Raw genomic sequence first — 7,642 nt, forward strand, 5'->3', positions numbered from 1 at the left:
CCGCACCCATGCCTCCGTGCGGGCGGCGAGCGCCAGGTTGTAGACCTTCCGCACGCAACCGAACGTGCGCGACAGCTCGGCTGCCTGCGCATCAGCCGGATAGAAGCGGTACTTGAACGCCCGCTTCACACGGCTCGTGGTCACCCTCACAAACTAGCGGTGCTGCGAGTTAAGCTCAAATCTGCGGGTCACAGCACGGCCTTTCGCCCTGGGGCGAAACTCCGCTCCTTGCCCTGCTCCGCAGGAGTCCGTTTCCTCTCCGCCCTGAAGGGCTGAGTATCCACGGAGGAATCCGATGAGGAGCACCGGCTGCTCTCCGCTGCCATCACCGCGGCGGACAACGAGGCAGCGGCGGTCTGCGGCATGTGCGCCACTACCGGGATGTCGCCCTACAACTGCTGTTCGAGTGATTCGGGCGTGACGAGTGATACGGGCGAGGCGCCCCCTGCGCCGCTGCGGCAGGATGGGGGCATGGTGTACTCCCGTATTGCTGTCACCGGATCCACCGGACTCATCGGGGCCGCGCTGGTGCGCGCGCTGCGGGCCGACGGACACGAGGTCGTGCGCCTGGTCCGGCACCCGGCGCGCGCCGGGGACGAGGTCGAGTGGGACCCGAAGCGGGGTTACGTCGACGGGGCGGGCCTGGTCGGCTGCGACGCCGTCGTCCATCTCGCCGGCGCCGGGGTCGGCGACCACCGCTGGACGCAGGAGTACAAGCGGGAGATCCGGGACAGCCGGGTGCTGGGCACAGCGGCGATCGCCGAGGCGGTGGCCTCCCTCGGTGTACCGCCGAAGGTGCTGCTGTGCGGGTCGGCCATCGGCTACTACGGCGACACCGGGGACCGCGCGGTCGACGAGAGCGCGCCGCACGGCACGGGCTTCCTGCCGTCCGTCTGCGTGGACTGGGAGGCTGCCGCGGCCCCGGCGGAAGCGGCAGGCATCCGGACGGTGTACGCGCGCACGGGTCTGGTCGTCGCCCGGGAGGGCGGGGCCTGGGGGCGGCTGTTCCCACTGTTCCGGGCGGGGCTCGGCGGGCGGCTCGGCAACGGGCGCCAGTACTGGAGCTTCATCGCGCTGCACGACCACATCGCGGCCCTGCGGCACCTCCTCGACACGCAGTCGCTGTCCGGACCGGTGAACCTGACCGGCCCCGACCCCGTGACCAACGGCGAGGTGACAGCCGCAATGGGGCGCGTGCTGCACCGTCCGACGCTGTTCACCGTCCCGGCACCCGCGCTCCGGATCGCCCTCGGGGACTTCGCGGAGGACGTGCTGGGCAGCCAACGGGTGCTGCCCGCACGGCTGCTGGACTCGGGGTTCACCTTCGCCTTCCCCGGCATCGACGGCGCCATTCGCGCGGCACTGCGCTGACCACGAACGGTCGAATCACACGGATGTGCGACCCCGTGCAACGGTGCCCCGGGCCGCGCGCGACTGTGCCCGAACCGGACCCCTCCTAGCCTCGTTGCGAACTCGGGCATTCCGGGGGCCTGTTGGGGGCAAGAGCCTCCCAGCAGTTGCGCCGACTCGGGGAGGGGCACGTGCTCAGCACGGCACACCACGCGGACGTCGTCATCATCGGTGCCGGGATCGCCGGCCTGTCAGCAGCCCATCAATTGACCAGTGCAGGGGTCAGCGTCAGCGTTCTGGAGGCCGGCCCACGCGTCGGCGGCCGGATGACCACCGAGGAAGTGGACGGATTCCGGCTCGACCACCTCGGCCCGCTTCTCAGCACCTCGTATCCGGAACTGCGCACGACGCCAGGGCTCGAAGGGCTCGTACTGAGGAACTTCGCACCGGGGGTCCTCGTCCACAGCGAGGGCCGCCAGTACCGGACCGGCGACGTACGGCACACACGGAGCGCACGGGGCGCATTCAAGGCGGCGCGCGCCCTCGCGAGCGCCCCCCGCCCGCCGATGGGCGGGCCGATCGACCAGGCCCGGCTCGGCGCCGCCCTGGCCCGGCTCGCCACCACCCCGGCGTCCCGCATCCTGGCCCGGCCGGAACAGACCGCGCTCGCCGCCCTGTCCAGCCGCGGCCTGCCGTCCCGTACGGTCAACGGCTTTCTGCGCCCCCTGCTCACCGCGCTGCTCAGCGACCCAGGGCTCACCACATCGAGCCGCTGCGCCGATCTCGCCCTGCGCGGCTACGCACGCGGCCGGCTGTGCGTACCGTCCGGCGGCTCGGCCACGCTGCCCGACCTTCTGGCGGCGGCCCTGCCACCCGGCACCGTGCGGACGGGGGTCCACGTCACCGCCGCCGACATCACCTCCGTACGCACCAAGGAACACGGTGAACTGGGCTGCCGTTCCCTGCTGCTGGCCACCGGCGCGAGCGCCGCGGCCGAGCTGCTCCCCGGCCTGCGGGTGCCGCCCTTCCACCCGGTGACGGTCCTGCACCACACCGCCCCCGCTCCCCCGCCGACCGGCGCCTCACTGCTGCTGGACGCCGACCGCTCGGGCCCGGTCGCCCACACCTGCGTGATGAGCGAGGTCGACCCCTCGCGCGCCCCGCACGGCCGGGCCCTGATCACGTCGACGGTGCTCGGCACCCCGCCGCCCGACCTCGACCGGTCGGTCCGTGCCCATCTCGCCGCGCTGTACGGCACCCCCACAAACGACTGGGAACTCCTCCGCGCCCACCACGCCCCGGAGGCGGTCCCCGCCATGCCACCCCCGCACGATCTGCGCCGCCCGGTCCGGCTGCTCGCCGGGCTGTACGTGTGCGGCGACCACCGGGACACGAGCACGGTGCAGGGCGCCCTGTTCTCGGGCCGCCGCGCGGCGCACGCCATCCTCGGCGATCTGGGCATCCGGCCCGGCCGCCTGGAGGCGGAGCTGCGCGCAGCGGCCTGAGTCCGCCCGCGCGCATCCTGCCCCGGTCAGGCCGATCCCAACCCCCAACGCTCCTTACAGATCGGATCTCTCTCCCCACCTCCCGTTTTCGGGAGTGGTCCACACCACTCCCGCAAACACCCTTGTCGTGCAATACATCTACCGCTACGGTCCTGGCGAAACCGGACTCCAGGAGACCGTAGTGCGCCGAATCATGCCCGTTCTGCCGCTCCTCACAGCTCTAGTCATCGGATCTCTCTCTACCGTCGCGGTGGCAAACGAGCCTCCGGACGAACCCGCATCGAGCACAAGCGCCACAACGGCCGCCCCAGGGCCTCCCGTCGTGCCCAGACCGACCCAGTGGACCGGCCTCGGCGGCCACACACAGCTGTCGGCGAAGACCCGCATCCTGGTGGACCCCCGGTCCCGGTCCACGACCGCACTCCCCGCCGGACGGGCCGAACTCCCGGGCCCCGCGAGCCAGTCCGTGCAGGACCTGGCCAAGCAGTTGCGTACGGAGGTAACCCAGGTCAGCGGGGTCACTCCGACCGTCAGCAGCGACATCCGGCACGCGCGGACCGGCGACATCGTGCTGACGCTCACCGAGCACGGCGCACTCGGCGCGGAGGGCTACCGGTTCGAGAGCACGGACGCCGTCCGCATCGAAGCCGCCTCCACCCACGGCCTGTTCTACGGGACGCGTACGCTCCTGCAGCTGCTGCGCACCGCCCCCGGTCACCTGACCGTGCCGAAGGCCCGCTCCACCGACCGTCCCGCCCAGCCGGTCCGGATGACCATGCTCGACGCGGGCCGCAAGTACTGGCAGCCGGAGTACCTGGAGAAGCTGGTCCGCCGGATGGCCGACCAGAAGCTCAACACCCTGTTCCTGCAGTTCTCCGACTCCGAGGGCTTCCGCCTCTTCAGCCCGGAGTTCCCAGGACTCGCGGACCCCGCGCACAGCTACGACCGCGCAGACATCGAGCGGCTGAAGCACGTCGCCGCCCGCTATCACGTACAGGTGATGCCCGGTATCGACGTGCCCGGACACGCGACCGTGATCACCGACGCCTTCGGAATCGGCTTCGGCGACGGCCCCGACCCGTGCACCCAGGCACACACCCACTCGCACCTGACGCCGAACTGGATGGTCGACCTCACCAGCGAGAAGGCGGTCGGGACGACCCGCCGGATCGTCGACGAGTTCGCCGGCTGGTTCGACGCCCCGCTGTTCAGCATCGGCGCCGACGAGCTGCCCGGCCAGCTCGCCGACTGCCCCCGTGTCAAGAACCATCTCGCCGCCGATCCGGACACCAGCACCCTCGGTGACCTGCTGAACGGCTACATCAACACCCTCGACGACGTCGTCGCCGAGCACGGCAAGCGCACCGCGATCTACAACGGCTCCGAGCACCTCGCCGCACCCCAGCAACAGGTCCACGCCCCCGTGGTGTTCCTGACCTGGGAGGGGACCGGCACCGAGCCCGTCATCCCCGGCCACGACGAGATCGCCATCGGGCCGTTCTACGACACGCCGAACAACTATCACCACACGTACCCCGACGAGCCCTGGATGTACGACTCCTGGGTGCCCAGCACCGCGCCCGATCTCCTCGGATCCGGCCTGATGAACTGGGCCGACTACAACTTCTGGGCCGACGACGGCTACTTCGAGCAGCAGATGGCCACCGCCCGCGCGATCATGGCGGACCGCTCCTGGAACGCCTCCGCCACCCCGGACACCGTGCAGGACTTCCGGGGGCTGGTCGCCCGGCTCGGCGACCCGCCCGGGCTGCGGCCCGACCCGGTGACACCCCGGGTCGACGACAGCCGCCCGAGCCACCACTGGACCTTCGACCAGGCCTCGTACCCGAGCGGCTGGACGTGGGCCGGCAGCCCCGGCAACACGATCTTCGCCGAGGACACCGCGGGGAACCTGCCCGGCACCTCGTACATCATCAACAACCCCGCTCCGGTCCCGGACGGGGTGCGCGGACAGGCCTGGCGCTTCGACAGCGACCGCGACGGGGTGGGCTTCGGCGGCCTCGACCTGGCCGAACCATGGACCGTCTCCGGCTGGGTCAGGACGACCGGCAGGACCAGTGACCAAGTGCTGCTCAGCTCGAAGGCCGGCGCGCTCAAACTCCAGCAGTGGGGCACCGGCAAGGTCGGCTTCACCCACTACGGCGTAGCCGACCACAGCTTCGACTTCACCCTGCCGCTGAACCAGTGGGTCCAGCTGACCTGGGTCACCGAGCCGGGCCGCACCACCCTGTACGCGAACGGCGAGCGCGTCGGCACGGTCGACGCGTCCATTCCGCTCCCGCTGCGCTCGATCGGCACCGAGAAGGCCGGGCTGCGCGGAGATCTCGACGAAGTCACCACCTGGGACGAGGCGTTGAGCCCCGAACAGGTCCGGGCCGACTACACGCACTACGACCGCTGACCGGAAGGAACCCGCAGTGACCCGCACCCATGCCCATACCCGTACCAGACTCGTCGGAGCGACGGCCCTGGCGGCCCTCGCCGGCCTCCTGACCACCCCGGCCTCCGCCGCGCCCGAACCCCCGTCGAAGGACTACGAGCCGACGGTGGAGTCCCTCAACGGCCACCCCACGCCGACATGGTTCAACGACGACAAGTTCGGCATCTTCATCCACTGGGGCGCCTATTCGGTGCCCGCCTGGGGCCCGCGCGGCAGCTACGCCGAGTGGTACTGGAACTACATGAACAGCAAGGGCAGCGCCACCAACACCCATCAGAAGGACACCTACGGCACGGCCGCGAACTACGACGACTTCATCGGGCAGTGGAAGGCCGAGAAGTACGACCCGGACGCCTGGGTGAAGCTGTTCAAGGACGCCGGTGCCAAATACTTCGTGCTGACCTCCAAGCACCATGAAGGCGTCGCACTGTTCGACAGCAAGGTCAGCGGCCGCGACACCGTGGACCTCGGCCCGAAGCGCGACCTGGCGGGCGACCTGTTCGAGGCGGCGCGCAAGGACACCAAGGGCGGGCAGCTGAAGGCGGGCTTCTACTACTCGTTGTACGAGTGGTACAACCCGTCGTACACCGGCAGCCCGGTCCGCAACCCGTACACCGGCGCCGAAGTCCCGTACACCGGCGCCCCGTCGGTCAAGGACTACGTCGGCGACTACATGGTGCCGCAACTGAACGAGCTGGTCGATCAGTACGATCCCGACATCATCTGGTGCGACGGGCAGTGGGACAAACCCGCCTCGTACTGGAAGACCGCACCCGTCATCGCCGACTACTACAACCGCGCGAAAAACCGGGCGCACCCGAAGGAAGTCGCGGTCGCCAACCGCTGCAAGATCGAGACTGGTGCGCTGGACAGCAAGGAACTCGACTTCCAGACACCCGAGTACACGGTCAAGCCGGACATCGACCCGAACAAGTGGGAGGCGAGCCGGGGCATCGCACACTCCTACGGCTACAACCAGAACGAGCCCGAGGAGGACCACCTCACCTCCGACCAGCTGATCGACTCGCTCACCGACATCGTCAGCAAGAACGGCAACCTGCTGCTCGACATCGGCCCGCGCGCCGACGGCACCATCCCCGAGATCCAGCAGCAGCGACTGCTCGACATCGGCGCCTGGCTGAAGATCAACGGCGAGGCGATCTACGGGACGACCTACTGGCACCACGCCGAGGAGCCGGCCGGAGACGACAAGATCCGCTACACGGTGAAGGACGGCACGCTGTACGCGACCGCGCTGGAGTGGCCCGGCGCCGAACTCACCCTCGGTGCCGACACGCCGGTCGACGCCGACTCCCGTATCACTCTGCTCGGTTCGGACGGCAGCGCACTGCCCTGGCACAAGGACTCCGCAGGCCGCGTGATCGTCGAGACGCCGAAGAACGGGGCGTCGGCCACCAGGAGCACGAGCGCGTACGTCTTCAAGGTCACCACACCGGGCGTGAACACCCTCGTCCGCACGAGGACCGAACTACCGAAGGAGCTCAACCCCGGACGCGCCGCCGACGGCACGCTGACCCTCACCAACACCGCCCGCAAGCGCGCACCCGGGACCAGGATCGGGCTGTCCGGACCCGAGGGCTGGACCGTCACCCCGGCGGCCACCCGGGTGAACCCGCTGGCGCCGGGCGCGGACGCGAAGGTCCCGTTCACCGTGACCCCGCCCGCTTCCGCGGCCCCCGGTACGTACACGCTGAACATCACCCTGCGCCACGGCCGTCTCACGACCACCACGGCGGTCAAGGTCACGGTGGCTCCGGAGAACCTCGCCCGGAACAAGCCGGCCACCCAGAAGAGCACCGCGTGGGACGCCCCTGCCTCCCGTGCCGTCGACGGGAACACCGACGGCTCCTTCGAGTCGGGCTCGGTGACCCACACCGCGGAACCCTCGTCGCAGGCATGGTGGCAGGTCGACCTGGGCGCCTCGAAGTCACTGTCCGCAGTCGACATCTGGAACCGCACCGACTGCTGCTCCGACCGGCTCAAGGACTTCTGGGTCCTGACCTCGGACACCCCGATCACGGCCGACGGACTCGATGACGCACGGACCGCACCCGGCGTGACGGCGGTGCATGTCACCGGCCAGGCCGGACGGCCGTCCACGGTGCAGCTCCCGGCGGGCACCTCCGGCAGGTACGTCCGCGTACAGCTGGCGTCCGGCACCGACCCGCTGTCGCTGGCGGAGGTCGAGGTACGCGGGCACTGAGAGAGCCCTGCCGAACGGGTGGTGGGGGGGGGGGGGGGGGGGGGGGGCGGGGGGGGGGGGGGGGGGGGGGGGGGGAGGGGGGGGGGGGGGGGAGGGAGGGCG

At 70.5% G+C, this 7,642-nt stretch carries 5 protein-coding genes; 4 read left to right on the forward strand and 1 reads right to left on the reverse strand.

Translation table 11 applies throughout. The features are described 5' to 3' along the window. On the reverse strand, positions 1-150 hold a 150-nt coding region (locus ACZ7IB_RS00005; RefSeq protein WP_470908721.1), incomplete at its 3' end, for a helix-turn-helix domain-containing protein. A 321-nt stretch (positions 151-471) separates the two neighbouring features. On the opposite strand from ACZ7IB_RS00005, the gene ACZ7IB_RS00010 reads away from it, so the two are divergent. The 4 genes from ACZ7IB_RS00010 to ACZ7IB_RS00025 all read left to right on the forward strand — a co-directional run bounded on the left by ACZ7IB_RS00010 (position 472) and on the right by ACZ7IB_RS00025 (position 7,540). Continuing rightward, positions 472-1,371 (forward strand): TIGR01777 family oxidoreductase, encoded by a 900-nt coding sequence (locus tag ACZ7IB_RS00010; RefSeq protein WP_470907842.1) that lies wholly within the window; start codon positions 472-474, stop codon positions 1,369-1,371. Between the two features lie 170 nt (positions 1,372-1,541). Beyond that, positions 1,542-2,855, forward strand: a complete 1,314-nt coding sequence (locus tag ACZ7IB_RS00015; protein ID WP_470907844.1) for an NAD(P)/FAD-dependent oxidoreductase — start codon at positions 1,542-1,544, stop codon at positions 2,853-2,855. 322 nt (positions 2,856-3,177) lie between these two features. Then, positions 3,178-5,277: a family 20 glycosylhydrolase gene (locus ACZ7IB_RS00020; RefSeq protein WP_470907846.1), complete on the forward strand. Its 2,100-nt coding sequence runs from the start codon at positions 3,178-3,180 to the stop codon at positions 5,275-5,277. 16 nt (positions 5,278-5,293) lie between these two features. Then, positions 5,294-7,540, forward strand: a complete 2,247-nt coding sequence (locus tag ACZ7IB_RS00025; RefSeq protein ID WP_470907848.1) for an alpha-L-fucosidase — start codon at positions 5,294-5,296, stop codon at positions 7,538-7,540. Positions 7,541-7,642: the final 102 nt, after the last annotated feature.

Source organism: Streptomyces sp. NPDC037301 (assembly GCF_055602785.1).